Origin of the sequence: Pseudomonas lyxosi (genome assembly GCF_047758685.1) — a bacterium.
Classification (GTDB): Bacteria; Pseudomonadota; Gammaproteobacteria; order Pseudomonadales; family Pseudomonadaceae; genus Aquipseudomonas; species Aquipseudomonas lyxosi.
In genome coordinates, this window is sequence record NZ_CP180481.1 from 932,692 (window position 1) to 959,240 (window position 26,549).

The following is a 26,549-nucleotide window of genomic DNA, read 5'->3' on the forward strand; positions in this document are numbered from 1 at the left end:
GGACGGCTTTGGTATTTCTGAAGGCTATGAAATGAAAAGCAAAACAATTCGCCGCTGGTCCTTCGTCCATACCTGGACCAGCCTCATCTGCACCGTGTTCCTGCTGATGCTCGCGCTGACCGGCCTGCCGTTGATCTTCCATCACGAGATCGACCACCTGCTGGGCGATGCCGCTGAATTGAAGGCAATGCCGGCGGACACCCCGCAGCTGAATTTGCAGCAGTTGGTGCAGGCGGCTGAAAAGCATCGTCCCGGAGAGGTCTTGCAGTATTTCGGCTTCGACGAAGACGAGCCCAACGCCGCGATTACGATCATGGCAGCCACCGCCGGCACTGAACCGAATTCGTCTCACACCTTCATGCTCGACGCCCGCATCGGTGAAGCGCTGGAGATGCCATCGGCCAATGGCGGCTTCATGATGATCATGTTGCGCCTGCACGTGGACATGTTCGCCGGTCTGCCGGGCAAGTTGCTGCTGGCGTTCATGGGCATTCTGTTCGTGGTGGCGATTGTCTCCGGGACGGTGCTGTACCTGCCGTTCATGCGGCGGTTGAAATTCGCCACCGTGCGCCAGGACAAATCCACCCGTCTGCGCTGGCTCGATCTGCATAACCTGATCGGCGTGGTGACCTTGACCTGGGCCTTGGTGGTCGGCGTCACCGGCGTCATCAGCGCCTGCGCCGACCTGTTGATCGCCGCCTGGCGCAACGACAGTCTGAGCGCGATGGTCGCGCCGTACCGCTACGCACCGCCACTGACACAACTGGCGCCCGCGACCCGTTTGCTCGACATCGCCAAGGAAGTCGCACCGGGCATGCAGCCGGACTTCATCGCCTTCCCCGGCACACGATTCTCCAGCGAACACCATTACGCGGTGTTCATGAAAGGCAGCACCCACCTGACTTCGCACCTGCTGACACCGGTGCTGATCGACGCCAGTACCCTGCAAGTCACCGCCGTGGCCGAACGCCCGTGGTACATGGACGCCATGGGCATGTCGCAACCGTTGCACTTCGGTGATTACGGCGGCATGCCGATGAAGATCCTCTGGGCGACGCTGGATGGGCTGACCATCATCGTGCTCGGTAGCGGGGTTTACCTGTGGGTGGTGCGGCGCAAGGCTGCCAAACCTGTGCTCGAGAACACGGAGAGTCCAGCATGAGGCCGCGGCAGTCGAATTTCTGGAAGGTCTTCTCCACCCCCACCGTGATCGCCCTGCTCAGCGCTGCGGGGCTGTTCGCCGCATTACTGGGCGATGGCGTGTGGGACGCATTGAGCTGGCTTGGCCTGGGCGTTCCCGCCATCCTCGCCCTGCGCGGCCTGCTGCAACGCCGCTGATCCAAATCGATTGGCAGACTTCTGTAGCAGCTGTCGAGCAGCGCGAGGCTGCGTCCGGCTGCGCAGCAGTCGTGAATCCTGCGACCGAGTTGTTTCAGACAAGTCGCGTTTGCCGCACTGCGGCCGCTGCGCAGCCGGACGCAGCCTCGCGCTGCTCGACAGCTGCTACAGAGCCACAGATCGCTGCAGTCACACGACGACATCCGCGTTGGGTTCGATTGCCAACCGCTTGAGCTACCGGACCAACGCGCTATGCTGCCCAGCACTGTCCCACACCGAGACGCTGCCATGTCCGCCCCCAGCATGACCCTGTTCCACAACCCTTTGTCGCCCTTCGTTCGCAAAGTCATGGTGCTGTTGCACGAAACGGGTCAACAGGACCGCGTGGCGCTGCAGGCCAGCGTGCTCACTCCGGTCAGCCCGGACCTGATACTCAACGAAGACAACCCGCTGGGTAAAATTCCGGCCTTGCGCCTGGCCGATGGCAACGTCATCCATGACAGCCGGGTGATCCTCGATTACCTCGACCACCAGCACGTCGGCAACCCGCTGATACCGCGCGACGGCTCGGCCCGCTGGCGGCGCCTGACCCTGGCCTCCCTGGCCGACGGGATCATGGACGCTGCGGTGCTGATTCGTTATGAAGTCGCCCTGCGTGCCCCGGAAAAACACTGGGACGAATGGCTTGATGGCCAGCGCGAGAAGATTCGTCGCGGTCTGGCATTGCTGGAAGTGGACGCAATTGCCGAGCTGACCAGCCATTTCGATGTGGCAGCGATCAGTGTTGCCTGTGCGTTGGGCTACCTGGATTTGCGCCATCCGGATCTGGAATGGCGCACGACGAATCCGAAGCTGGCGAACTGGTACTTTGAGGTGAGTCAGCGGCCTTCGATGGTGGCGACTATGCCGAAGGTCTGATCTTTGGCCGGCCATGCCGGCCTCAGAAGATCGCAGCCTACGGCAGCTCCTACGCCGAACGCGTACTCCTGTAGGAGCTGCCGCAGGCTGCGATCTTTTGATCTTTCGGGAAACAACCCGCAAATCAGCGTCGCCAACACCTCGCCTTCCCGCTGATCCTCGCGCAACCCCAACGACCGGCTCATTCCACCGCTCCAATATCAAACGCCAACGGCTTGGCCGACTTCTGCCCAATCCCATACCAGTCCAGCTTGCGGGTCAGCACCATAAACACGCCCAACAACCCGAACAACAGCAGCGAACCCATCAACAACGCGTAATCCTCTGCACTGAGCAAGCCATAGAGCAAACCATACAACGCCGCCAATCCCGCCGAAAAACTCAAGCCGTGACGCACGCTACGCAGCACATGGCAGACATAAAAACCGATCAACAACACACAGCCGCCCGCCGACAGCAGGTACGCCAGGGCAAAGCCGATGTGCTCGGACAGCGACAGCAACAGCAGGTAGAAAAATGCCAGGGCCACGCCCACCAGCGCGTATTGCACCGGGTGTACCGCCAGGCTTTTCAGCACTTCGAAGAGGAAGAAACCGGCGAAGGTCAGGACGATAAACAGCAACGCATATTTGATGGCCCGATCGCTCTTCAGGTACTGATCCACCGGGTCGATGAAGCTCACCCCGAAACTGCGGCCGGTATAGGCTTCGCAACCGCCGCCGGACACGCAGCTGCTCAAGGCTTCTTGCAGGTTGGTGGAGAAAAACGAGGTCTGCCAATTGGCGGTGAAGCCCTGATCGCTGACTTCACGTTGGGCCGGCAGGTAGTTGCCGATGAAACTCGGATGCGGCCAATTGGCGGCCAGCGAAACCTTGCTGGTTTTGCCCACTGGAAGAATCTGCAACTGACCGGTGCCTTGCAGGCGCAGGTCGAAACCGAAGGCCATTTCTGTGGCTTGCTTCGCGTCGAGCGCCGGCAACGTCACATGTACACCCTCCCCCAGCCAACCCACCTGGCTACCGGGGACGAAGTCGAGTTTCTGGCCATTGAGCTCGAGTTTCAGAGCATTTTCGATGCCGCGAATGTCGCTGATCCCGACCGCCAAAAACGGTTGGTCGAACTGGTAATCGGCGAAATCCTCCTTGATACCCAATTGGGCCGGGAGCGAGAAATGCCCGCTGATGCGGTTGTCCGCATGAAACAAACGCGCCTCGTAAATGCCCCGGGAACGCAGTTCGGTCTGGACCTGGCCGTCGAGTTCGAAGCGTTCCGGGAGGAAATACAAACGACCGCGTTCTTCACCCACTTCCTGGTAACGCTCGTTGGTTTTCTCGTTGAGCTTCCAGGTGCGCACCACTTTACGATACGGCACCACCATCAGCGGCCCGCTTAGTTGCTGGCTGTAGCTGGAACTGCGGGCGATGTCTTCGAGGACACCGTCGCGCAGTTGCTGACGGTCCTGAATCACGCCGTTAATCATCAGCAACGGGATGAGCAATAGCAGAATCAGAAGGGCAATTGCCCCGAGTTTTATGGTCAGGCTGCGGTTCATGGGACTCTCCCTGTTTGGATGGGGAGAGTCTGGGAGGGGTGTGTGGGGAATTTATGGGCGAAATGTGGAGAGTGTGTGGAGACTGACGCTAAGGCAGGTGCAACATGACCTCTACGCCGTCATCGACATTACCGATGCTCACCGCTCCACCATGCAACTTGACCACCTCTTCAACGAAGTTGAGCCCCAACCCCGTGCTCTTGCGCCCGCTGTCCGGTCGCGGCAGGGAATAAAAACGTTCGCTCAAACGCGGCAACGCATAGTCGGGAATCGCCTCAGCCTGATTGAACAACCTGAACTCGATCTGCTCCCCAATGCGCTCGGCACTGAATCGCAACAAACCCTGAGCCGGGGTGAAATCCAAAGCGTTCTCCAGCAGATTGCCCAGCGCCTGACGCAACAGGAACGGTTCACCGGTCAGCACCAGGTCCGCTGCAATGGTTTGTTCCACGCGCAACTGCTTGCCTTCGATGCGCGCCGCCTGAGCGCTCAGCAATTCATCGACCAACTTGGCCAGCGGCACCGCCACCCGCTCTTCCAGCCCTTGGCGTTGCTCGACCAGGGCCAGATTCAACAGCCGTTCGATCAACTGCTGCATCCGCGCGCTTTCGCTGTCGATGTTGCTGACAAAACGCTGCTGCTGAGCCAGCGGCATCTGGCCTTGCAGCAACTCCGCCGCGCCGCGAATAGCCGCCAGCGGGCTTTTCAGTTCGTGGGTCAATGTGTGCACGTAACGCTCGACGTAGGCTTTGCCTTCGAGTTGCGTACGCATCTGCTCCACCGCCGTCGCCAATTGTTCCAGCTCGCCGCCACGGTAGTGCGGAACCTCGACCCGCCGGCCTTCACTCACGGCCTGTGCATAAGCCGTCAATCGCCGCAGCGCCGCGCTCAACCACCACGACAACAGCGCGCCGAACAGCAGACCGAGGCCAATCAACCCCGCACCCCAGGCAAGCAATCGCCGCTCAGTGCGATCAACGTATGGCTGCAACGAGCTGTTGGGTTTGGCAACGGTAACCACGCCGATGATCTGGCCGTTGTCGCGAATCGGGGCGCCGACGTGCATCACTGAGGAGTTCGGATCGTCCGGATTGCTGCGGCTGGAACGAGCGCCGTATTCGCCTCGCAGGGTCAGTAAAACGTCGTTCCAGCGCGAGTAATCCTGCCCCACTGCCACACCGCTGGAATCCAGCACCACAACGCCCTTGGCATCGGTGACGTAGATCCGGTGGTTGACCTGATTCTTCGGCAATCCCCAGATGCTCGCCTTCGGTTGCCGTTCGCCATAAGCCTTGAGCAGTTCGGGCCAGCGGTTCTGATTCAGGGTGCCCGCCTTGAAGTCGTCGCGCAGGATTTCGGCCATCAGGTTGGCGGTGTCGACCAGCGTTTCTTCGGTGGACTGGCGCACGCCGGGACGGATTTCTTCCATCACGGTGTTCAGCACGAAGTAACCGGTCAGGCCGATAAACAGCACATAGACCAGAAAAATCCGGATCCCCAGCGGCATCAGCTACGCCCCGGACTGTAGCTGTAACCGAGGCCGCGATGGGTCTGGATCGGTTCCGCGTCGGCCTTCACCTGGCGCAGTTTGGCGCGCACGCTTTTGATGTGGCTGTCGATGCTGCGCTCGTACCCGGCATCGGCGGCGACGCCCAGCGCATCGAGCAGCTGCTCGCGGCTGAAGACGCGTTCGGGTTGGTCCAGCAGGCATTGCAGCAGACGGAATTCATGGCGTGTCAGGGTTAGCAACTGACCGCGGTAGCTGATCTGCACCCGTTCGCTGTCAATGCGAAACAGCGCCGATGCCACCTCGGCGGTCGCTCGCGGCGCCATGCGTTTGAGAATCGCCCGGACCCGCGCCGCCACTTCCCTTGGGCTGAACGGCTTGACCACATAATCGTCGGCGCCGATTTCCAGGCCCACGACGCGATCGATTTCGGCATCACGGGCGCTGAGGAAGATCACCGGCACTTCGCTGAAACGGCGCAATTGCTTGCAGGTCTCGAAGCCGCTGATGTCCGGCAGACCAATGTCGAGAATGATCAGGTCGGCCGGGGTCTGGCGCTGATGCTCAAGCGCAGCGGCGCCAAGGCTCAGCCAGGTGGTAGTGAAGCCCTCGCCCTGCAAGGCGAAAATCAGGGTGTCGGCAATCGCCGCTTCGTCTTCGACAATCAGGATATGAGGCATGGCGTCCGAGCCCGGGAGTTAAGTGGGCGAACGGTGCCCCAAGGCTCACGTCACGTCAATGAGACCACTTGAATTCAGCAGTCGGGTTTGTCCGCCGTAAAGCGCCGTGCCGGGTTCACCGCCGCGCCGAACTCACGCAAGGCTTTGGCACCGATCAACAAAGGGTAGTTGAAGCTGCTGCGGTCGGTGAGGTTGACCTCAACGGTGCGCTTGACGTTGCCCAGGCACAGTTCCAGATCGACCACCGGACGCTTGGTGGGTTCGACGGCTTCCTTGTCATCCTCGTCTTCTTCGGAGCGGGTCTTGATCTTGCTGATCCGCGCGATCTTGTGTTCGTAGACCTTGTTGCTCGCGCCTTTGGTGGCGAGGCGGAAGCGCACCCACTCATCGCCATCGCGGGTAAAGGTTTCGATGTCTTTGGCCGACAGCGACGCGGTCAGGGCGCCGGTGTCCATCTTGGCCTTGAGGACTTCACCGCCGATTTCCGGCAGCGCGATGTATTCGTAGCGCCCGTACAGGGTTGGCTCAGCAGCCAGGACCGGCAGGGCCATGAGGGAAAGCAGTGCAAGGAGAGATTTCACGTAATGGGCTTCCTTGAGGAGTGGGCAGCGGAATTTTAGACCGTTATACGCATGATCGTTCCCATGCTCCGCGTGGGAATGCCTCATGTGACGCTCTGCGTCACGCTTCTGGGACGCAGAGCGTCCCGGGCTGCATTCCCACGCAGAGCGTGGGAACGATCGGAGTGAGGAGGTTAGCGGTTTAAAGGTGAAACATTCGTCGTCGCCGATTTGGCCTGCCGTCCGAAGCTGCTTATCATTGCGCGCCAAAATGCTTTCAAGAGTTATTTATGCGCCGCCTGCTCACCGGCTGTTTCGTTACCCTGCTGCTGTTGCTCAACACCCTGGTCCTGTTCGGGCCGCTGATGGTGTTCGCCTTGCTCAAACTGCTCCTGCCCGGCCGCTTTCGTGATTACGCGTCATGGACGGTGATGGGGATCGCCGAGACCTGGGCCGAAATCGACAAGCTGATTTTCCGCCTGTGTATCCCTACGCAATGGGATATCCGTGGCGGCGATGACCTGCGGGTCGACACGTCGTATCTGGTGATCAGCAACCATCAATCCTGGGTCGACATCCCGGCGTTGATCCAAACGCTGAACCGGCGCACGCCGTTCTTCAAGTTCTTCCTCAAGAAAGAGCTGATCTGGGTGCCGTTCCTGGGGTTGGCGTGGTGGGCGCTGGATTATCCGTTCATGAAACGCTACACCAAGGCATTCCTGGCGAAGCACCCTGAGTTGGCCGGCAAGGATCTGGAGATCACCAAAGCGGCGTGCGAGTTGTACAAGCGTCAGCCGGTGACGGTGGTCAATTACCTGGAAGGCACACGCTATACCGCGGCGAAAAGTGCCCAGCAGCAATCACCCTTCACCCACCTGCTCAGGCCCAAGGCTGGCGGCGTGGCGTTTGTACTGGCGGCAATGGGCGAACAGCTGGACGCCGTCCTTGATGTGACAGTGGTGTATCCGCAGCAGGCGATTCCGGGGTTCTGGGATTTGCTCAGCGGCAACGTGCCGAGGGTCATCATCGACATCAAGACCCGCGAACTCGACCCGGCGCTGTGGCAGGGCGATTACGAAAATGATCCGCAGTTTCGCGAAACCATCCAGAACTGGGTCAACCAGCTCTGGATCGAGAAGGACCTGCGCATTGACGCCTTGCGCGCCGCTGGATCAGGTTCCGGTGCCTGCGCCCCAGATCCCGCCGAGGTTTTGCAGCAGTGAACCGCCGACGCCCTGCTGACCGAAAAATTGCAGAAGCACGGGGGCAAACAGGCCGATCATGCTGGTGTCCATGCCCAATGCGCTGAAGGCACTGTTCAGGTCGTTGGCGTTCTTCACGTTGCCCAAGACGTTGTCCAGACCTGCCGCTTGACCGGACGAGCCAAGCAAGCCGCTGAGGACACCCAGTCCACCGCCACCGGACAGTAAGTCGATTCCGGGCACGCTTTTGGCCAACTCCGAGTAGTCGGTCGAACTCAGTTGATTCTTCGCCAGGCCGAGCATCGCCCCGGCACCGCCAATGGCTTGTTGTGACGTCACGTTCAATTGGCTGAGCGCACTCAGCAGATCGGCCGTCTGCGCGGTCGGCGCGGCCGCGGCGGCGTCATCGCCCTGCGTGCCGGAGATGGCATTGGCCGCATCGAACAGGCTGAACTGAGCAAAGACCGGACTGGCTGCCAGACACATCAGCGAAGCCAGTGCAAAACCGCGTGAAATCTTCATTCAGACATCCTCATGTGCCATGAAAACCGCCCGGCAATGGGCGGCGCAAAACCGTGTGTTGGACTGGCATCCCGGGGGATTGTTCCGAGTCTTGGCGAGCCCCCGACGAACAGCAGAAAAACAATTGACCGGCGCTGCATCCGGTCTGGTCCCGCCCGCGTATATCAAGCACGGACAGACATTACTGGCCGATTCCCTTACGAGGATCATCACCATGAAACGCACTTCGATCAAAACGCCGTTGATTGCCAGCCTGCTGACCCTGGCCCTTGGCGGCGGATTCGTCCTGAACACCGTGCAAGCGGCAGACACGAGCCACGCTGTCATTGTCGGCGGCCAGAGCATGATGCCGAGCAAAGACATCATCGATAACGCGGTGAACTCCGCCGACCACACCACCCTGGTCGCCGCCGTGAAAGCCGCTGGCCTGGTGGACACCCTCAAGGGCAAAGGCCCGTTCACCGTGTTCGCCCCCGTCAACTCGGCCTTCGCTGCGCTACCGGCCGGCACTGTCGATACCCTGCTCAAACCCGCCAACAAAGCGACCCTGACACACGTCCTCACCTACCACGTGGTCGCCGGGAAACTCGACATGACGACCCTGGCCGAGAAGATCAAGGCCGGTGGCGGCAAAGCCGAACTGACCACCGTCGCAGGCGGCAAGCTGTGGGCGATGATGAACGGCCCGCACAACATCACCATCAAGGATGAAAAAGGTGACGTCGCCGACATCACCACCTATGACGTGTACCAGTCCAACGGCGTGATTCAGGTCATCGACAAAGTACTGATGCCGAAAAGCTGAGGGGTGCCGCCGACCCCGCCCATCGGGGTCGGTGGTTGTCCGAGGTGGCCGCCCGTGAATGGAACAACGACGCACCGTGAACTAACCTCTGCCTGCAACCGGCACCTCACGCAGCCCACCTTGATTGCCTGGAGAACTGCCATTCCCATCGCCGACGCCGATCAGCTCAGGCAGCTTCTGGCCCAGTGTTCACTGGGCGACCGCCGCGCGTTCGAGACGCTTTACCGCAGCGTCGGCCCACGGCTGCATGGCGTAGCGCTGCGTTTCATGGGGCGGCCGGATCTGGCTGAAGAAGTGCTGCAGGAAAGCTTCGTGCGCATCTGGAACAACGCCTCGCGCTACGAGGCGCATCTGTCGGCACCGCTGACCTGGATGATCAACATCACCCGTCATCAGGCCATCGATCAATTGCGCAAACACCGCGACCGGCCGTTAAGCGACCTTGAAGAACAAGCGCTGGTGGATGAAAGCCCTTCGGCCCACGAACAACTAAGCAGTGCCCGCGAGGCCAACGCCTTGAACCGCTGCCTGGAAAGCCTGGACGGCATGCAGCGTCAATCGATCACTGTGGCTTACTTTCAGGGATTGTCCTGCTCCGAGCTCGCCGAACACCTGGCCGCGCCGCTGGGTTCGGTGAAATCCTGGATCCGCCGCGGTATGGAGCGACTGCGCAGGTGCCTTGAATCATGAACTATCAAACCCCGTCCCTGCGCCGCGCCCTCGCCGCCGATTACGCCATTGGCTTGATGCCTTCTGCTGCTCGTCGGCGGTTTGAACAGTTGTTGTTGGAGGACGCCGCATTGCGCGCGGAACTGGCGCAGTGGCAGGAAAACCTGACCAGTTTGACCGACGCACTGCCCGAGCAGCCGGTGCCGGAGCGGGTGTGGCAGGGCATTACGGCGCGGATTGAGCCGCAAGTGCTGCATATGCCGGAAAAACGTCCTTTCTGGAACTGGTTACGGGTGACGGTTGCGGTTTGCTCGCTGGTGATCGCCGTGACGTTGGGTGTGATCTATAACCGCGACAATGCGCGTTACAGCGCCACGTTGCTGACCGCCGACGCGCAGCCTGCGCTGAAGGTTGAGGCCCATGAGGATTATTTGAACGTTGAGCCACTGACTCTGGCGGCGGTTGATCCGGGGCGCAGTCTGGAGTTGTGGGCGATTCCGGCGGATGGCAAGCCGATTTCCCTTGGGGTGATTCCGGCTGAAGGCAAGGGGCGCGTAGAGCTGAGCGATGCGCAGAAAGCGCTGATTGGCAAACCGATTGCGTTGGCGGTCAGTCTTGAACCGAAGGGTGGTTCGCCGACGGGGCAACCGACGGGGCCGGTGTTGTATCAAGGGGCGCTGGCGGCCCTCTAATGATCGTTCCCACGCTCCGCGTGGGAATGCAGCCCGGGACGCTCCGCGTCCCAAAGCGTGACGCAGAGCGTCACAGGAGGCATTCCCACGCGGAGCGTGGGAACGATCGGTGGCTCAACAAAAACGGCGACCCGAGGGTCGCCGTTTGGTTTTGCGTGAAGCCTTACGCCGCGCTGAACAGCTTGTGCGGATCAATCACAAACTTCTTCGGCACGCCCGCATCGAACTCGCCATAACCGCGTGGCGCGTCATCCAGGCTGATCACCTCAACACCCACGATGTCGGCAATGTGGATACGGTCCCACATGATCGCCTGCATCAGCTGGCGGTTGTACTTCATCACTGGTGTCTGACCAGTGTGGAAGCTGTGGGATTTGGCCCAGCCCAGACCAAAGCGGATGCTCAGGCTGCCCATTTTTGCCGCCGCATCGACTGCACCCGGATCTTCAGTTACGTACAGGCCAGGGATACCGATTTTGCCGGCAACCCGAACCACGCCCATCAGCGAGTTCAGCACGGTGGCCGGAGCCTCGTGTTTCACGCCGTCATGGCCGTGACCGCGCGCTTCGAAGCCTACGGCGTCGATGGCGCAATCCACTTCAGGCTCGCCCAGCAGTGCGGCGATCTGTTCGTGCAGCGGGGTGTCCAGGGACAGGTCGACGATTTCGAAACCCTGCGCCTTAGCGTGTGCCAGGCGAACAGTGTTGACGTCACCGATGATCACCACTGCCGCGCCCAACAGGCGAGCGGAAGCGGCGGCCGCCAGACCGACCGGGCCGGCACCAGCGATGTACACGGTGCTGCCCGGGCCAACGCCGGCCGTCACTGCGCCGTGGTAACCGGTCGGCAGGATGTCGGAGAGGCAGGTCAGGTCACGGATTTTTTCCATGGCCTTATCACGGTCAGGGAGTTTCAGCAGGTTGAAGTCGGCATACGGCACCAAGGCGTATTCAGCCTGGCCACCGGTCCAGTCGCCCATGTCGACATAACCGTAAGCACCGCCCGGACGCGCCGGGTTAACACTCAGGCAAACACCGGTGTGCATTTCCTTGCAGGAACGGCAGCGCCCGCAAGCGACGTTGAACGGTACGGACACCAGGTCGCCGATCTGCAGGTTCTCGACGTCGCTGCCCTTCTCGATCACTTCGCCGGTGATTTCGTGACCCAGTACCAGGCCGGTTTGAGCAGTGGTACGACCGCGCACCATGTGCTGATCGGAACCACAGATGTTGGTGGACACTACGCGCAGGATGACAGCGTGATTAATCTTCCTGCCGCGCGGGTCCTGCATTTTGGGATAGTCGATTTTCTGTACTTCGACCTGGCCATTGCCGAGATACACGACACCACGATTACCAGACATGCTTTCACCTCGCTGTTGTTTTTATGTAGCGGTCGCGTCGCCATGGAGCGGCGGCGCGTTGATTGCTCGGGTTATTGCTTGTGTCTTGTGTTGTTTGTTTTGGCCTCTTCGCGAGCAAGCCCGCTCCCACATTGGTTTTCGGGTGTAACCGGGATTTGTGTACGGCACAATTCCTATGTGGGAGCGGGCTTGCTCGCGAAGGCGATCTAAAGAACGACTGTTCTGTTCGCGTTCAAAAACACTCGTCTTTCAATGTGATAACCAACGGCCCGCGCCAGGGTCAGCCCTTCGATATCCCGCCCTTTGGCGATCAAATCTTCGGGGTAATGACTGTGGTCCACGGCCTCTACGCCCTGGGCGATGATCGGGCCTTCGTCCAAGTCGTTGTTGATGTAGTGCGCCGTGGCGCCGACCAGTTTCACGCCCTTGTTGTAGGCCTGGTGATAAGGCTTGGCGCCCTTGAAACCCGGCAGCAGGGAGTGATGGATATTGATCGCCTTGCCGTCGAGTTTGCGGCACAGCTCTGGCGACAGGACTTGCATGTAGCGGGCAAGGATCACCAGTTCGGCGCCGGACTCTTCGATCACCTGCCAGACCTGACGCTCCTGGGATGGCTTGTCGTTCGGGTCCAGCGGGAAGTGGTAGTACGGAATCTGATGCCAGTCCGCCAACGGCTTGAGGTCCGGGTGGTTGGAAACCACGGCGGCGACGTCCATCGACAACTGGCCGATGCGCTGGCGGTAGAGCAAATCGTTGAGGCAGTGATCGGCCTTGGAAACCATGATCACCACTTTCGGGCGGTAGTTCGGCGCCGTGAGTTCGAAGATCATGCCGAAGGCTTGGCCGCGTTCTTCGAGGCCGGCGCGGAAGGCTTGTTCGTCGAAGCCGTCGGGCTGACGGAATTCCACGCGAATGAAGAAACGGCCCGAGAGCCGATCATCAAAGGAATGGTGCTCGGTGACGTAGCAGCCCTGCTCGAACAGAAAGCGGGTCACCGCGTCCACGGTGCCGAGAACGCTTGGGCAGTCGGCGGTCAGAATCCATGTGTCTGGGGCGCGGCTCATAGTGCGGTGACTCCTGTTCATTGTGCTGGGTGTCAGGGAAATCCACCCCTCACCCTAACCCTCTCCCCAAAGGGGCGAGGGGACTGACCGAGTTGTTCCTGGAGCTACATCGACCTGAAATACCGAGTTGAACTCAGGTTCTAAAAAAGCAATTTCGAGTCGAACACAAATAGCGATAACGCTGGAGATCTGCCCCCTTTCCCCCTCTCCCCTCTGGGGAGAGGGTTGGGGTGAGGGGTGGCTTTTAAGCCTGAACACTCAACCCGTACTCAGCCGCCGCATCCTGCAACCACAACCACCAGTAATCCGAGAAGCTGCGACGAATCAGCAGTTCCCAGGTGTCTTCGGCGGTGTGGCGGATCACCAGTTGCGACTTGGCAAACACGGTGCCCACAGCCTTGCCCACCGGGAAACTGTTGGGGTGCACGTCGTAGCTGGTGGACTTCATCAGCACCTGGCGCACGTTCGGGCCGCTCAGTTCGAGGAGCTGCTGGCCGCCGCTGACGTTGGTGATCGCGATGTGCAGGTCGCCCAGAGCTTCACGCAGTTTCTTCTCGGCGGCGAATTCTTCACCGGTCGGAACGATCAGCAGCCATTCATCCGGCCCCATCCATTGCAGACTGGTTTCGCCCTTGACGACGACAGTCAGCGCGCCCGGCAATTCGATACCGAGGGCTTTGTGCACGCCGGCAGCGAACGCCGCATCGTGGCCATCGCCACGAATGGTCAGGTGGCCGAGGAGTTTTTTCTCACGCACGATCACGCCGGCGCTTTTGCGACCCTTGCCCACCAGGCTTGGCAGGCCTGCGTGATGCAGCGACGACTCGGCCTTGGCCCCAGTGGTTGGGCGTTGTTGGTAAACATTGGCTGCGGTCATAAAGCACCTGTTCCTGAATTCTGTATGTTCCGGCCTTCGTGGTGGCTGGTCTGGCGCCTTCGCGAGCAAGCCCGCTCCCACATTTAGACCGCGTTCCCCTGTGGGAGCGGGCTTGCTCGCGAATGGGCCGACGCGGAGTCATTGCCCATCCACAAGATCTAGAGCCACTAGATGTTCTGGCGATCACCCTTTGGATCGAAGAACACCGAAGAAACGATTTCCGCCTCGATCACGCTGCCATCGGCCAGCGGTGCGAACACGCGCTCACCGATACGCTTCAAGCCGCCCTTGACCACACCCATGGCAAACGAATAACCGAGGGAGTTGTGCAAGTAGCTGGAGGTGACGTGACCGACCATGGTCATCGGGATCGCTTGCTTGGTGTTGAACACCAGTTGCGCACCTTCCGGCAGCCATTTGGTCGGATCGATCGGCTTCAGACCGACCAACTGTTTGCGTTGATCACGCACGCAGTCTTCGCGGTTCATGCCACGCTGGCCAATCCACGAGAATGGTTTGGTGCGACCGACACACCAGCCCATGTTCAGATCGTCCGGGGTCATCGAGCCGTCGGTGTCCTGCCCAACGATGATGAAACCCTTCTCGGCCCGCAGCACGTGCATGGTTTCAGTGCCGTACGGGGTCAGGTTGTACTTCTTCCCGGCCTCGACGATTTTCTCGAGCACGCCCATGGCGTAGTCGGCTTGCACGTTGACTTCGTACGACAGTTCACCGGTAAACGAAATCCGGAACACCCGCGCTGGTACGCCACCAACCAGACCTTCTTTCCAGGTCATGAACGGGAACGCTTCGTTGCTCAGGTCGATGTCAGTGACTTCGCTGAGCAGCTTGCGGCTGTTCGGCCCGGACAGGGTCATGGTTGCCCAGTGATCCGTCACGGACGTGAAGTACACCTTCAAGTCTGGCCATTCGGTCTGGTGGTAGATTTCCAGCCATTGCAGCACGCGTGCAGCGCCGCCGGTGGTGGTGGTCATCACGAAGTGGTTGTCGGCGAGGCATGCAGTTACGCCGTCGTCGAAGACCATGCCGTCTTCTTTGCACATCAGGCCGTAGCGGGCCTTGCCCACGTCGAGCTTGGTCCAGGCGTTGGTGTAGATGCGGTTGAGGAACTCGCGCGAATCCGGGCCCTGAATATCGATTTTGCCCAGGGTCGAAGCGTCCAGCAGACCGACGCTGTCGCGCACGGCTTTGCATTCGCGTTTCACGGCAGCGTGCAGGCCTTCACCGTTTTTCGGGAAGTACCAAGGACGCTTCCACTGACCGACGTCTTCGAACTCGGCGCCGTTCTTCACGTGCCAGTGATGCAGCGCGGTGAAACGCACAGGTTCGAAGATGTGCCCGCAGTGACGGCCGGCCACGGCGCCGAAGGTCACCGGCGTGTAGTTCGGACGGAACATCGTGGTGCCCATCTCCGGGATGGTCACGTTCAGCGAACGGGCGGCGATGGCCAGACCGTTGACGTTGCCGAGCTTGCCCTGGTCAGTGCCGAAGCCCAGTGCGGTGTAGCGTTTGACGTGCTCGACCGACTCGAAGCCTTCGCGGGTCGCCAGTTCGATGGCGGCAGCGGTGACGTCGTTTTGCAGGTCGACGAATTGCTTCGGCGCACGTGCGGTGTTCTTTTCGTGCGGCACCTGGAACAGCGCCAGTGTTGGCTCTTCCAGACGGCTCAGGGCTTTCGGCAAGGTGCCTTCGACCACGCTGAAACCGGCTTCGCTGGCTGCGCGAGCGCCGCCTTCAAAACCATCGGCCAGGGAATCGCCGAGGCCATAGACGCCGTTGATGCCACCGACGCACACGCGTTTCTGCGGTGCTTCGCCCGGTACGAAACCGAGAATGTCTTCACGCCAGATCGGCTTGCCACCCAAGTGCGACGCCAGGTGAACCACCGGGCTGTAACCGCCGGAGCTGGCAACCAGGTCGCATTCAAGCCACTCACCTGGGCTGGTCACGGTGTGCGCTTTGACATCGATCGCGGCAACGCGAGCGGCGGTCACGTGCTTGCTGCCACGCGTCTCGATCACGGCGCTGCCGGTCAGGATGCGGATGCCTTTGGCGCGCGCTTCTTCAACCAGCGCACCGCGCGGATTGCTACGGGCATCGGCGATGGCGACAACTTGCAGGCTGGCGTCGAGCCAATCCAGAGCAACGCGATAGGCGTGATCGTTGTTGGTCGACAGCACCAGTTTTTTGCCCGGTGCCACGCCGTAACGACGAATGTAAGTCGACACAGCGCTGGCGAGCATGTTGCCCGGCACGTCGTTGTTGCCGTAAACCAGTGGACGCTCGTGAGCGCCGGTCGCCAGCACTACACGCTTGGCGCGAACGCGGTGGATGCGCTGACGGACCTGGCCGATCGGGGCGCGGTCGCCGAGGTGATCGGTCAGGCGCTCGTGAATGGTCAGGAAGTTATGGTCGTGGTAACCGTTGACCGTGGCGCGCGGCAACAGCAGCACGTCCGGGGTGTCCTTGAGCTCGGCGATGACGCTGGCGACCCATTCGGCGGCCGGTTTGCCGTCGAGGCTTTCGCGGGAGTCGAGCAGGCTGCCGCCGAACTCTTCCTGTTCATCGGCGAGAATTACGCGCGCACCGCTGCGGGCAGCCGCCAGTGCAGCGGCCAGGCCAGCAGGGCCACCGCCGACGATCAGCACGTCGCAGTGCTGGTTCATGTAGTCGTAGGTGTCCGGATCGTTCTCGGTCGGCGAGCGGCCAAGACCGGCGGCTTTACGAATGTACTTCTCGTAAGTCATCCAGAACGATTGCGGGTACATGAAGGTTTTGTAGTAGAAGCCCGGCGGCATCAGCTTGCCGCCGACCTTGCCGAGAATCCCCATCATGTCGTTGTTCACGCTCGGCCAGCCGTTGGTGCTGGTGGCGACCAAACCTTGATACAGCGCTTGTTGCGTGGCGCGTACGTTCGGGATCTGCGTGGCTTCGGTCGCGCCGATCTGCAGCACGGCGTTCGGCTCTTCGGCACCGGCGGCGAAGATGCCGCGCGGACGGGAATACTTGAAGCTGCGACCGATGATGTCGACACCGTTGGCCAGCAAGGCCGCGGCCAGGGAATCGCCCTCAAAGCCTTTGTAGGTCTGGCCGTTGAAGGTGAAGCTCAGCACTTTGTTGCGGTCGATCCGTCCGCCGTTGGACAGGCGATTGATCTGGCTCATACCTTCTCTCCCAGAGCCGTGGCGGCCGCTTTCGGGCTATCGGTCTTGTCGGTGAATTGTGGCTTGGTGCCGATCTTGTAAGTTTCGAGAATCTCGTAGGTCACGGTGTCACGGGTGGCGTTGAAATACTGACGGCAACCGGCGACGTGATCCCACAGCTCGTGGTGCAGACCGCGAGGGTTATCGCGGAAGAACATGTAGTCGCCCCACTCCTCGTCGGTGCAGTTGGTCGGATCCAGTGGGCGCGGGATGTGCGCCTGGCCGGATGCGTGGAATTCCTCTTCGGAGCGCAGTTCGCCGCAGTGAGGACAGAAGATATGCAACATGGGGATTTCTCCTGTTAGTGGGCAACCGCAGCAGCGCCGTGTTCATCGATCAACGCACCGTTGTGGAAACGGTCGATGGAGAAAGGTGCAGCCAATGGGTGCATTTCACCCTTGGCCAGACTCGCGGCAAATACGTTGCCCGAGCCAGGTGTTGCCTTGAAGCCACCGGTGCCCCAACCGCAGTTGAAGAACATGTTCGGGACCGGGGTTTTCGAGATGATCGGGCAAGCATCCGGAGTGGTGTCGACGATGCCGCCCCACTGACGGTTCATGCGCACGCGGGACAACACCGGGAACATCTCGACGATGGCCTGAATGGTGTGCTCGATCACTGGGTACGAACCACGCTGGCCGTAGCCGTTGTAGCCGTCGATACCGGCGCCGATCACCAGGTCGCCCTTGTCGGACTGGCTGATGTAACCGTGTACGGCGTTGGACATGATCACGCTGTCGATAATCGGCTTGATCGGCTCGGACACCAGCGCTTGCAGCGGGTGCGATTCGATCGGCAGGCGGAAACCGGCGAGTTTGGCCATGTGCCCGGAGTTACCGGCGGTCACCACACCGACGCGTTTGGCGCCGATGAAGCCTTTGTTGGTTTCAACACCGATGCACACGCCGTTTTCCTTGCGGAAGCCGATCACTTCGGTCTGTTGAATCAGGTCCACGCCCAGTGCGTCAGCGGCACGAGCAAAGCCCCACGCCACGGCATCGTGACGGGCCACGCCGCCGCGACGCTGGACGGTAGCGCCCATCACCGGGTAGCGAGTGTTCTTGGAGCAGTCGAGGTACGGGATCTCATCCGCCACTTGCTTGGCATCGAGCAGTTCGCCGTCCACGCCGTTGAGGCGGTTGGCGCTGACCCGACGCTCGGAATCACGAATGTCCTGCAGGGTGTGGCACAGGTTGTAAACGCCGCGCTGGGAGAACATCACGTTGTAGTTCAGGTCCTGGGACAGGCCTTCCCACAATTTCATCGCGTGTTCGTACAGGTGCGCCGACTCGTCCCACAGGTAGTTGGAGCGAACGATGGTGGTGTTGCGCGCGGTGTTACCGCCGCCCAGCCAGCCTTTCTCGACCACGGCCACGTTGGTGATGCCGTGCTCTTTGGCGAGGTAGTAGGCGGTCGCCAGACCATGCCCGCCACCGCCGACGATGACCACGTCATAGACCTTTTTAGGGGTCGGCGTGCGCCACATTTTCTGCCAGTTTTCGTGATGGCTGAGGGAGTGTTTGAAGAGGCCGAAGCCCGAGTACCGTTGCATAGTCATTTACTCCAAAACCGCGCTCAGCGATAAACCGGGAAGTCCGCGCACAGGGCTGAAACTTGCTGCGCAACATTGGCCTCGACATCGGCGTCGCCGAGGTTGTCGAGGATGTCGCAGATCCAGCCGGCAAGCGTGACGCACTGGGTAACCTTGAAGCCGCGAGTGGTCACCGCCGGGGTGCCGATGCGCAGGCCGGAGGTCACGAACGGCGACTGTGGATCGTTCGGGACAGCGTTCTTGTTCACGGTGATGTGGGCGCGACCGAGTGCTGCATCCGCCTCTTTACCGGTGAGGCCCTGACGGATCAGGCTGACCAGGAACAGGTGGTTATCGGTGCCGCCGGACACTACATCGTAGCCGCGTTTGATAAATACGCCGGCCATGGCCTGGGCGTTGTCGATCACTTGTTGCTGGTAAGCCTTGAAACCTGGCTCCAGCGCTTCCTTGAAGCACACCGCTTTACCAGCGATCACGTGCATCAACGGGCCGCCCTGGGCTCCCGGGAAGACTGCCGCGTTGAGCTTCTTCTCGATTTCTTCGTTGGACTTGCACAGGATCAGGCCGCCACGTGGACCGCGCAGGGTCTTGTGGGTGGTGGTGGTCACAACGTCGGCGTAAGGCAGCGGGTTCGGGTACAGGCCGGCAGCGACCAGACCTGCGACGTGAGCCATGTCGACGAACAGCAGGGCACCGACCTTGTCGGCGATCTGACGGAAACGCGGGAAGTCGAGGGTCTTGGAGTAAGCAGAGAAGCCGGCGACGATCATCTTCGGCTTGCATTCGACCGCAAGGCGCTCGACTTCGTCGTAGTCGATCAGCCCGGTTTTGGTGTCGATGCCGTACTGCACGGCGTTGTACAGCTTGCCCGAGGACGACACTTTGGCGCCGTGGGTCAGGTGACCACCGTGGGCCAGGCTCATGCCGAGGATGGTGTCGCCGGCCTGCAGCAGAGCCAGGTAAACGGCGCTGTTGGCCGAGGAGCCGGAGTGCGGCTGCACGTTGGCGTAATCGGCGCCGAACAGTTGCTTGGCGCGTTCGATGGCCAGTGCTTCAACTTTATCGACGTGCTCGCAGCCACCGTAGTAGCGCTTGCCCGGATAGCCTTCGGCGTATTTGTTGGTCAGGCCACTGCCTTGCGCTTCCATGACGCGTTTACTGGTGTAGTTCTCTGACGCGATCAGCTCGATGTGATCTTCCTGGCGTTGCTCCTCGGCATTCATCGCCGCCAGCAGTGCATCGTCGTAACCCTTGATCTGGTCTTGCTTGCTGAACATCGCGTCTCTCCCAGCGGCATCTATGCGCCATTCGTCTCGGTAAGGCACTGGCGTTTCGGCAGTGCCCTTTGGATGCGATGGTATGACCGGCGCAGACAGGCCAAATGCCTACGGACGCCACGCAAAGGTGCGTTTACGACATGGGCTGAAATGGCTGACCGGACACAATCTTCAATTCAGTGAAGATCCCCTGTGGGAGCGGGCTTGCCCGCGATAGCGGTGGGTCAGTCGACACCTTTGCCGGATGTGACGCCGTCATCGCGGGCAAGCCCGCTCCCACAGGGTTATGAGGCGACTTGGCGGACGAGTAGTAACAGCAAAAAATGCAGCGGATACAGGGCATACGCCCAGCGACGCATCGGCGGTGGAGGGTTGAGCCGACCGGCGTGGCGCAACAAAAACAGGCCGGCCAGTGGCGCGATCAGACAAGTGGCGATGCCGAGGATGGCTTCAACATTGTGAAACTGCGCGGAGGAATACAGCACTGGCCACTGATTGGCTGCCAGGCAGACCAGCCCCGGCAACAGGCTGAAGTACCAGGGACGCCTGATCACCACCAACATCGCCAGTGGCAACAACACGCCGAAGAAGCCGAACATCAGGCGTTCCGGGAACAGCGCCGCCAGCAACAAGGCGCCTGCCGCTAATAGTCGCGCTTGCAGGGTTCGGTCCTGCCAGCCACGGGCCACCAGCAATCCCAGCACCAAGGTGGGCAGCACGTTCAAGGTGTCGGGATCGGGAATGTACATCCGGTAGGGAATTTCGCTGATGACGCTAAACAGCAGCAACCTGCCCAGATAACGCCACTGGCCGTTCGTCGTCACCGCGGGGGCCCGCGCCAGGTTTGCGGCCATCGCCAGACAGAACCACGGAAAGGCCAGTCTGCCCGGAACATACAGAATATCGACGGAATAACCGACATATCGCAGGTGATCGAGCACCATGCTCAACAGTGCCAGCCACTTGAGCAGATCCAGTGCCCCATCCCTTTGCGTCATGTGCATAATTGCCCGGCGTCTTTGTATTTTTCTGACAGCATCATCGCGTGTGCTCCCCGGACGATCTTCGGTAAAGTGCGCACCATCATTGACCACGAGGCCCTTCACCATAAGAGCCTCGACCACGGAAGCCGGCCATGACCGATAAGAGCCAACAATTCGCCAGCGACAACTATTCCGGTATCTGCCCTGAAGCCTGGGCCGCCATGGAACAGGCCAACCACGGCCACCAACGCGCCTATGGCGACGACGAATGGACCGCACGCGCGTCCGACGATTTCCGCAAACTGTTCGAAACCGACTGCGAAGTATTCTTCGCCTTCAACGGCACCGCGGCCAACTCATTGGCCCTGTCGTCGCTGTGCCAGAGTTACCACAGCGTGATCTGCTCGGAAACCGCCCACGTCGAAACCGACGAATGCGGCGCACCGGAATTCTTTTCCAACGGTTCCAAACTGCTCATCGCCCGCACTGAAAACGGCAAGCTGACCCCGGAATCGATCCGCGAAATCGCGCTCAAGCGCCAGGACATCCACTACCCGAAACCGCGCGTAGTCACCCTGACCCAGGCGACCGAAGTCGGCAGCGTCTACACCCCGGAAGAAATCCGCGCCATCAGCGCCACGTGCAAAGAGCTGGGCCTGAACCTGCACATGGACGGCGCGCGGTTCTCCAACGCCTGCGCGTTCCTTGGCTGCTCGCCGGCCGACCTGACGTGGAAGGCCGGCGTCGACGTGTTGTGCTTCGGCGGCACGAAAAACGGCATGGCGGTGGGGGAAGCGATTCTGTTCTTCAACCACAAACTGGCTGAAGACTTCGACTACCGCTGCAAACAGGCCGGGCAGCTTGCTTCAAAGATGCGCTTCCTGTCGGCGCCGTGGGTCGGGATTCTGGAAAACGACGCCTGGCTCAAATACGCCCGCCACGCCAACCACTGCGCGCAGTTGCTGGCTGAACTGGTGAGCGACATTCCAGGCGTGGAACTGATGTTCCCGGTGCAAGCCAACGGCGTGTTCCTGCAACTCTCGGAACCGGCCATCGCTGCACTGACGGCCAAGGGCTGGCGCTTCTACACCTTCATCGGCAACGGCGGCGCACGCTTCATGTGCTCGTGGGACACCGAAGAAGAACGCGTACGGGAATTGGCAGCGGATATTCGCGAAGTCATGTCCCGCTAATCCCCCCGCCACTTATCGTTCCCACGCTCCGCGTGGGAATGCCTCTCGGGACGCTCCGCGTTCCAGCCTCACCTCTGTCGCAGAGTCGGACACCGTTGTGACGCAGAGCGTCACGGGCTGCATTCCCACGCAGAGCGTGGGAACGATCACTGGTGGCGTGTCGCAATTTCCCACCAACTCCGTGGCCCTCTCTTCTAGCCCCGTCATTCAACCGCGCCCACCCTGTCATTCCCGCGCAAAGGAATGCACCCATGGGCCGAAGCCGCTACACCATCACCGAACCCGACAAACCGCACTTCCTCACCTGCACTCTCATGGAATGGCTCCCGCTGTTCATCCGGCCGTACATCGTCGATCACCTGCTCAATTGCTGGCTTTATCAGCAAACCCATGGAGATCTAAAGCTGTACGGCTATGTCGTCCTGGAAAACCATCTGCACTTCATTGCCGAGGCTCCAGACCTAAGCAAATGCCTCAGCCAATTCAAATCCTTCACCGCGCGACAAATCATCGACGACCTGCAAAGCAAAGGCGCCGATCGCGCGTTGCAACGCCTGCGTTTCAGCAAACGCGCGCACAAGCAGGACCGGGTGTATCAGCTGTGGCAGGAAGGTTCGCACGCAGAAATGGTGTACAGCGAAACAGTGATGCGCCAGAAGCTGGATTACATCCACTACAACCCGGTGAAGCGTGGGTATGTGGATTTGCCGGAGCACTGGCGCTATTCCAGTGCCCGAAATTACGCAGGCATGGAAGGACTGATCGGGATTCAGCGCTGGTATTGAGGCGTACGCCCCATCTGATCGTTCCCACGCTCCACGTGGGAATGCCTCTCGGGACGCTCCGCGTTCCTGCCTCACCGCCCGTGTAGAGCCGGACACCGTTGTGACGCGGAGCGTCACGGGCTGCATTCCCACGCAGAGCGTGGGAACGATCAATCGTGGCGCACGCCTTGGTCTACATTAATCTGCTCAGACAACAACAATCAGGAGCGTACGCATGTCCTTACAAGGCAAAACCCTGTTCATCACCGGCGCCAGCCGCGGGATTGGTCGTGAGATCGCGCTGCGGGCTGCGCGGGATGGGGCCAACATTGTGATTGCTGCTAAAAGCGCCGAGCCACACCCCAAGTTGCCGGGCACGATTTTCAGCGTGGCCAAGGAAGTCGAAGCCGCGGGCGGCAAGGCGTTGGCCTTGCAGGTGGATGTGCGCGATGAAGTCGCGGTGCGTGAGGCATTGGCCAAGGCCAACGAGCATTTCGGCGGCATCGATGCGCTGATCAACAATGCCGGGGCGATCAAGTTGACCGGGGTTCAACACATCGAACTCAAGCGCTTCGACCTGATGCACCAGATCAACACCCGCGCCGTGCTCCTGTGCAGCCAGGCCGCCCTGCCCTATCTGAAGAAAAGCGGCGGACACATCCTCAGCCTTTCCCCGCCACTGAATCTGGCGAGCAAATGGTTTGCCCAGTACAGCCCCTACACGGTGACCAAATACGGCATGAGCATGCTGACATTGGGCATGAGCGAGGAATTCAAGAACTACGGCATCAGCGTCAATTCGTTGTGGCCGCAGACGATGATTGCGACTGCAGCGATCGAGTTTCAGCTCGGGTCACGCGAGTCGTTCAAACATGCGCGCACGCCCGCGATCATGGCCGATGCCGCCCATTTGATTCTGAGCAGCAGCGGTCGCAGCATTACCGGGCGATTGCTGATTGATGAGGAAATTCTGGGTGAAAACGGGATGACGGATTTTGAACAGTATCGGTTTGCGCCCGACACCACCGACCCGCTGATGCCGGACCTGTTTGTCGACTGAATGGAAGGTGCCCATCCCGATCTCGGGATGGGCACGACGTTGCTTAAAACTCGATGCGCACGTCGCCCTTCGGCACGCTGCAGCACGAAAGAATAAACCCTTCCGCTTCGTCTTCCTCGGTGATCCCGCCGTTGTGGTCCATTTCGACCTCGCCGCCAAGCTTCATCACCTTGCACGTCCCGCAGATCCCCATCCCGCAAGCCTTCGGAATCAACAGACCCAACTTGGCAGCCGCCGCATGAACGGTTTCCCCCGGTGCAACACGAATGCTCTTGCCGGACGCAGTGAATTCCACTTGGTGCAGGTCCGCAACGTCGATGTCCGGTGCGTCTGCGGCGATTTCGGCTTGCTCCACCGCATCGGCACGGGCTTCCGCTGGCGTAGCACCGAACGATTCCTCGTGATAACGCGACATGTCGAAGCCGACCGCTTCCAGCATGCGCTTGACCGCGTTCATATACGGCGTCGGGCCGCAGCAGAACACTTCGCGCTCCATGAAGTCCGGCGCCATCAGTTCGAGCATCTTGTGGTTCAGGTAACCGCGATAACCGGCCCACGGTTCGCCCAGACCATGCTTCTCGCAGATCAGGTGCAGGCTGAAGTTATCGATCCGCGACGCCATGTGTTCCAGCTCACGGTGGTAAATGATGTCTTTGGGCGAACGGGCGCTGTGGATAAACACCATGTCGACGTTGCCGTTGGTGTCGTAGAACCAGCGAGCCATCGACATGACCGGCGTGATACCGACACCGCCACTGAGGTACAACACCTTCGGCGCGGTGAAGTCCATGGCGTTGAACAACCCGACCGGCCCGTGCACCGCCAGTTCCTGGCCTTCATGCAGGGTGTCGTGCAGCCAGTTGGAGACCTTGCCGCCCGGTACGCGCTTGATGGTCACCGAAAAGCTGTACGGCACCGATGGCGAGCTGGAAATGGTGTAGGAGCGCATGATCGGCACGCCTTCGATTTCCAGCTCCAGGGTGACAAACTGCCCCGGCTTAAAGAAGAACAGAATTGGCTGGTCGGCCATAAAGCAGAAGGTGCGCACATCCCAGGTTTCCTGGATGACTTTGACGCAACGGACGATGTGTCGACCATTGGCCCAGGTCTGGGTGGTTACCGGATTCAGGAAGCTGTTGGACATGCTGTTCTCCACCGCCGATGGTCGGCCTTATGTTGGCAATTCTGCGTATAGCGCGAACCACCCATTTACCTATCTGCGACATTCACATACTTATCGCGACCAGCCTGCATCTACCGGGGGTTGCGCGTCGGGAACAGATTGGGCCATGTCGCCCATGGATAAGGTTCTGCCCAGCGCCGGCCCCACACTCGCCCCATACCAAGACACAATCTTTACACCTTGCGTAGCAAACCTGATTAGCCACTTTCGCCGGCCACACAGAATGGCCTTGAGGATTAAATGATGGACGTCACCACTACCCTGAGCCTGGGCGATCCGCTGGAACCCGCACGCAAGGCCACCGCGCAGATGCTGCAAGAGCGCGAGCGCACTTTCTCGCTGCCGCAGCCGTTTTACTCTGACGAGCGACTGTTTGATATCGATATGCAGGAGATCTTCCAGAAAGAGTGGTTGATTGCCGGCATGACCTGCGAGATCCCGACCAAGGGCAACTACCTGACCCTGCAAGTGGGCAAGAACCCGATCATCGTGATTCGCGGCGCCGAAGGCGTGGTGCATGCGTTCCACAACGTCTGCCGTCACCGCGGTTCGCGGCTGTGCACCAGCGAAAAAGGCAAGGTCGCCAAGCTGGTCTGCCACTACCACCAGTGGACCTACGAACTGGACGGTCGCCTGCTGTTCGCCGGCACCGAGATGGGCGCCGACTTCGACATGAAGGAGTACGGCCTCAAGCCGGTGAACGTGAAGACCGCCGGCGGCTACATCTTCATCAGCCTGTCGGAGAACCCGCCAGCCATTGATGACTTCCTGTCGACGCTGACCCATTACATGGAACCGTACGACATGGAGAACACCAAGGTGGCGATCCAGACCACCTTGTTCGAAAAAGCCAACTGGAAACTGGTGCTGGAAAACAACCGCGAGTGCTACCACTGCAACGCGGCGCACCCGGAACTGTTGAAAACCCTGCTGGAATGGGACGACGTCACCGACCCGCGCGCGGACCAGGCCTTCAAGGACCACGTCGCCGCCTCCGCCGCTGCCTGGGAAGCCGAAAAGATTCCTTACGCCCACGCCAGCTTCGGCCTGCGTAACCGCATCGTGCGCATGCCGCTACTCAAGGGCACCGTGTCGATGACCCTGGACGGCAAACAAGGCTGCGCCAAACTCATGGGCCGCATCAAGAACCCGGACCTGGGCTCGATGCGCATCCTGCACCTGCCGCACTCGTGGAACCACTGCATGGGCGACCACATCATCGTGTTCACCGTGTGGCCGATCAGCGCGCAGGAAACCATGGTCACTACCAAGTGGATCGTGCACAAGGATGCGGTCGAAGGCGTGGACTACGACGTGGAGCGCATGCGCAAGGTCTGGGATGCGACCAACGACCAGGACCGTCGCCTGGCCGAAGAGAACCAGCGCGGTATCAACTCCACCGCTTACCAGCCAGGGCCTTATTCCAAGACCTATGAGTTTGGCGTGGTGAACTTTGTGGATTGGTACAGCGAGCGTTTGCTGAACAACCTGGGGGCTGAGCCTGCGGCTTACCTCAAAGGGGTTCCGGTTCAGGGCTGATACCACCCGCATGATCGTTCCCACG

Annotated in this window: 25 protein-coding genes; 11 read left to right on the forward strand and 14 right to left on the reverse strand. The window is 60.5% G+C overall.

What is annotated here, in order from left to right; translation table 11 throughout:
* The first annotated feature begins 31 nt into the window (after positions 1-31).
* The 3 genes from ACMXYI_RS04465 (at position 32) to ACMXYI_RS04475 (ending at position 2,256) form a co-directional block, all read left to right on the forward strand.
* Positions 32-1,162, forward strand: a complete 1,131-nt coding sequence (locus ACMXYI_RS04465; RefSeq protein WP_415771860.1) for a PepSY-associated TM helix domain-containing protein — start codon at positions 32-34, stop codon at positions 1,160-1,162.
* Complete coding sequence (locus ACMXYI_RS04470; RefSeq protein ID WP_129440566.1) at positions 1,159-1,338, forward strand: hypothetical protein; 180 nt, start codon at positions 1,159-1,161, stop codon at positions 1,336-1,338. Before ACMXYI_RS04465 ends, ACMXYI_RS04470 begins: the two co-directional genes overlap by 4 nt.
* 288 nt (positions 1,339-1,626) lie before the next feature.
* The gene (locus tag ACMXYI_RS04475) at positions 1,627-2,256 is read left to right on the forward strand and encodes a glutathione S-transferase (protein ID WP_415771862.1); all 630 of its coding nucleotides are present in this window, start codon (positions 1,627-1,629) and stop codon (positions 2,254-2,256) included.
* Positions 2,257-2,437: 181 nt separating this feature from the next.
* On the opposite strand, the gene creD is transcribed toward ACMXYI_RS04475, so the two are convergent.
* The 4 genes from creD to ACMXYI_RS04495 all read right to left on the reverse strand — a co-directional run bounded on the left by creD (position 2,438) and on the right by ACMXYI_RS04495 (position 6,576).
* Positions 2,438-3,808 (reverse strand): cell envelope integrity protein CreD, encoded by a 1,371-nt coding sequence (creD, locus tag ACMXYI_RS04480; RefSeq protein WP_415771864.1) that lies wholly within the window; start codon positions 3,806-3,808, stop codon positions 2,438-2,440.
* An 88-nt stretch (positions 3,809-3,896) separates the two neighbouring features.
* Positions 3,897-5,315, reverse strand: a complete 1,419-nt coding sequence (creC, locus tag ACMXYI_RS04485; protein ID WP_415771865.1) for a two-component system sensor histidine kinase CreC — start codon at positions 5,313-5,315, stop codon at positions 3,897-3,899.
* The gene (gene creB / locus ACMXYI_RS04490) at positions 5,315-5,995 is read right to left on the reverse strand and encodes a two-component system response regulator CreB (protein WP_008147111.1); all 681 of its coding nucleotides are present in this window, start codon (positions 5,993-5,995) and stop codon (positions 5,315-5,317) included. The genes creC and creB overlap by 1 nt, the downstream gene beginning before the upstream one ends.
* Before the next feature lie 74 nt (positions 5,996-6,069).
* Positions 6,070-6,576 carry an ATP-dependent zinc protease family protein gene (locus ACMXYI_RS04495; RefSeq protein ID WP_415771866.1) on the reverse strand — a complete coding sequence of 169 codons (507 nt, stop codon included), beginning with the start codon at positions 6,574-6,576 and terminating at the stop codon, positions 6,070-6,072.
* Positions 6,577-6,845: 269 nt separating this feature from the next.
* Here ACMXYI_RS04495 and ACMXYI_RS04500 point away from each other — a divergent pair, with 269 nt between their 5' ends.
* Positions 6,846-7,778 carry an acyltransferase gene (locus ACMXYI_RS04500; RefSeq protein ID WP_415771867.1) on the forward strand — a complete coding sequence of 311 codons (933 nt, stop codon included), beginning with the start codon at positions 6,846-6,848 and terminating at the stop codon, positions 7,776-7,778.
* Here the strand turns inward: ACMXYI_RS04500 and ACMXYI_RS04505 are convergent.
* On the reverse strand, positions 7,728-8,279 hold the full coding sequence (locus ACMXYI_RS04505; RefSeq protein ID WP_415771869.1) for a DUF2780 domain-containing protein: 552 nt from the start codon (positions 8,277-8,279) through the stop codon (positions 7,728-7,730). The genes ACMXYI_RS04500 and ACMXYI_RS04505 overlap by 51 nt on opposite strands.
* Positions 8,280-8,493: 214 nt before the next feature.
* Between ACMXYI_RS04505 and ACMXYI_RS04510 the strand changes: the two genes are divergently transcribed.
* From ACMXYI_RS04510 to ACMXYI_RS04520, 3 genes are read left to right on the forward strand one after another with little or no spacing between them, the layout of a single operon-like run.
* Entirely contained in the window at positions 8,494-9,084 is a 591-nt protein-coding gene (locus ACMXYI_RS04510; protein ID WP_415771871.1) for a fasciclin domain-containing protein, read from the forward strand.
* A gap of 54 nt (positions 9,085-9,138) precedes the next feature.
* Entirely contained in the window at positions 9,139-9,774 is a 636-nt protein-coding gene (locus ACMXYI_RS04515) for a sigma-70 family RNA polymerase sigma factor (RefSeq protein WP_415771872.1), read from the forward strand.
* Positions 9,771-10,445 carry an anti-sigma factor gene (locus tag ACMXYI_RS04520; RefSeq protein WP_415771873.1) on the forward strand — a complete coding sequence of 225 codons (675 nt, stop codon included), beginning with the start codon at positions 9,771-9,773 and terminating at the stop codon, positions 10,443-10,445. Before ACMXYI_RS04515 ends, ACMXYI_RS04520 begins: the two co-directional genes overlap by 4 nt.
* A 163-nt stretch (positions 10,446-10,608) precedes the next feature.
* On the opposite strand, the gene fdhA is transcribed toward ACMXYI_RS04520, so the two are convergent.
* The 8 genes from fdhA to ACMXYI_RS04560 all read right to left on the reverse strand — a co-directional run bounded on the left by fdhA (position 10,609) and on the right by ACMXYI_RS04560 (position 20,806).
* A complete protein-coding gene (fdhA, locus tag ACMXYI_RS04525; RefSeq protein WP_415771875.1) occupies positions 10,609-11,808 on the reverse strand; it encodes a formaldehyde dehydrogenase, glutathione-independent in 1,200 nt (399 codons plus the stop codon).
* Positions 11,809-12,014: 206 nt separating this feature from the next.
* On the reverse strand, positions 12,015-12,872 hold the full coding sequence (gene purU / locus ACMXYI_RS04530; protein ID WP_008147101.1) for a formyltetrahydrofolate deformylase: 858 nt from the start codon (positions 12,870-12,872) through the stop codon (positions 12,015-12,017).
* A gap of 244 nt (positions 12,873-13,116) precedes the next feature.
* The gene (locus ACMXYI_RS04535; RefSeq protein WP_129440544.1) at positions 13,117-13,749 is read right to left on the reverse strand and encodes a sarcosine oxidase subunit gamma; all 633 of its coding nucleotides are present in this window, start codon (positions 13,747-13,749) and stop codon (positions 13,117-13,119) included.
* Positions 13,750-13,916: 167 nt separating this feature from the next.
* Positions 13,917-16,934, reverse strand: coding sequence for a sarcosine oxidase subunit alpha (locus ACMXYI_RS04540; RefSeq protein ID WP_415771876.1), 3,018 nt, complete (start codon positions 16,932-16,934; stop codon positions 13,917-13,919).
* Positions 16,931-17,260, reverse strand: a complete 330-nt coding sequence (locus ACMXYI_RS04545; RefSeq protein ID WP_008147095.1) for a sarcosine oxidase subunit delta — start codon at positions 17,258-17,260, stop codon at positions 16,931-16,933. The genes ACMXYI_RS04540 and ACMXYI_RS04545 overlap by 4 nt, the downstream gene beginning before the upstream one ends.
* Before the next feature lie 14 nt (positions 17,261-17,274).
* Positions 17,275-18,525 (reverse strand): sarcosine oxidase subunit beta, encoded by a 1,251-nt coding sequence (locus tag ACMXYI_RS04550; protein ID WP_007947735.1) that lies wholly within the window; start codon positions 18,523-18,525, stop codon positions 17,275-17,277.
* A 23-nt stretch (positions 18,526-18,548) separates the two neighbouring features.
* The gene (gene glyA, locus ACMXYI_RS04555; protein ID WP_214379345.1) at positions 18,549-19,802 is read right to left on the reverse strand and encodes a serine hydroxymethyltransferase; all 1,254 of its coding nucleotides are present in this window, start codon (positions 19,800-19,802) and stop codon (positions 18,549-18,551) included.
* Positions 19,803-20,086: 284 nt separating this feature from the next.
* Entirely contained in the window at positions 20,087-20,806 is a 720-nt protein-coding gene (locus tag ACMXYI_RS04560; RefSeq protein ID WP_415771878.1) for a TraX family protein, read from the reverse strand.
* 131 nt (positions 20,807-20,937) lie between these two features.
* On the opposite strand from ACMXYI_RS04560, the gene ACMXYI_RS04565 reads away from it, so the two are divergent.
* The 3 genes from ACMXYI_RS04565 (at position 20,938) to ACMXYI_RS04575 (ending at position 23,802) form a co-directional block, all read left to right on the forward strand.
* On the forward strand, positions 20,938-21,978 hold the full coding sequence (locus ACMXYI_RS04565) for a low specificity L-threonine aldolase (RefSeq protein WP_046045314.1): 1,041 nt from the start codon (positions 20,938-20,940) through the stop codon (positions 21,976-21,978).
* Between the two features lie 251 nt (positions 21,979-22,229).
* The gene (locus tag ACMXYI_RS04570) at positions 22,230-22,763 is read left to right on the forward strand and encodes an REP-associated tyrosine transposase (RefSeq protein WP_415771879.1); all 534 of its coding nucleotides are present in this window, start codon (positions 22,230-22,232) and stop codon (positions 22,761-22,763) included.
* A 214-nt stretch (positions 22,764-22,977) separates the two neighbouring features.
* Positions 22,978-23,802 carry an SDR family oxidoreductase gene (locus ACMXYI_RS04575; protein WP_415771881.1) on the forward strand — a complete coding sequence of 275 codons (825 nt, stop codon included), beginning with the start codon at positions 22,978-22,980 and terminating at the stop codon, positions 23,800-23,802.
* A 43-nt stretch (positions 23,803-23,845) separates the two neighbouring features.
* On the opposite strand, the gene gbcB is transcribed toward ACMXYI_RS04575, so the two are convergent.
* Positions 23,846-24,946, reverse strand: a complete 1,101-nt coding sequence (gene gbcB, locus ACMXYI_RS04580) for a glycine-betaine demethylase subunit GbcB (protein WP_056739089.1) — start codon at positions 24,944-24,946, stop codon at positions 23,846-23,848.
* A 282-nt stretch (positions 24,947-25,228) separates the two neighbouring features.
* Here gbcB and gbcA point away from each other — a divergent pair, with 282 nt between their 5' ends.
* On the forward strand, positions 25,229-26,524 hold the full coding sequence (gene gbcA, locus ACMXYI_RS04585; protein ID WP_415771883.1) for a glycine-betaine demethylase subunit GbcA: 1,296 nt from the start codon (positions 25,229-25,231) through the stop codon (positions 26,522-26,524).
* Positions 26,525-26,549: the final 25 nt, after the last annotated feature.